This window comes from Acinetobacter sp. ANC_7588, assembly GCF_056783995.1.
In genome coordinates this window covers 1-426 of the sequence record NZ_JBWYIU010000040.1, presented here as the reverse complement: position 1 = coordinate 426, position 426 = coordinate 1, and the positions used below count along the sequence as shown (strand labels likewise).

The window sequence follows — 426 nt, the reverse complement described above, 5'->3', positions numbered from 1 at the left end:
TAGATCGTATCTATACTGACCTTTGTGTGATTGATGTAACACCTGAAGGCATGAAAGTGATTGAGAAAGTTGAAGGCTTATCTTTTGAAGAACTTCAATCGATGACGGGTGCCAAACTCATTGATGCGACTCAAGGCTAATTTATCAATCCTCCCTAAATCCCTCCTTTATTAAAGGAGGGACTATCCATCCAATTAATTTAAGCGGGTGGACTCCTCCCTTTTTCAAAGGGAGGTCGGGAGGGATTCAAAGATTTAGGACATAAATAAATGAAAAACGCATACATCATTGATGCCATCCGTACGCCTTTTGGTCGTTATGCCGGTGGTTTAGCGCCTGTCCGTGCGGATGACTTAGGTGCAGTGCCATTAAAAGCGTTAATGGAACGTAACCCTTCTGTGGATTGGAATGTCGTCGATGACGTTT

At 43.0% G+C, this 426-nt stretch carries 1 protein-coding gene and 1 pseudogene; both read left to right on the top strand.

Going from position 1 to position 426, the window contains the following annotated elements; translation table 11 throughout:
- A pseudogene (locus AC1M9J_RS14800) lies at window positions 1-140 on the top strand (3-oxoadipate CoA-transferase); the annotation flags it as partial.
- Between the two features lie 129 nt (window positions 141-269).
- Window positions 270-426, top strand: a 157-nt coding sequence (locus AC1M9J_RS14795) for a thiolase family protein (protein WP_481590811.1), incomplete at its 3' end; no start/stop codon positions are given.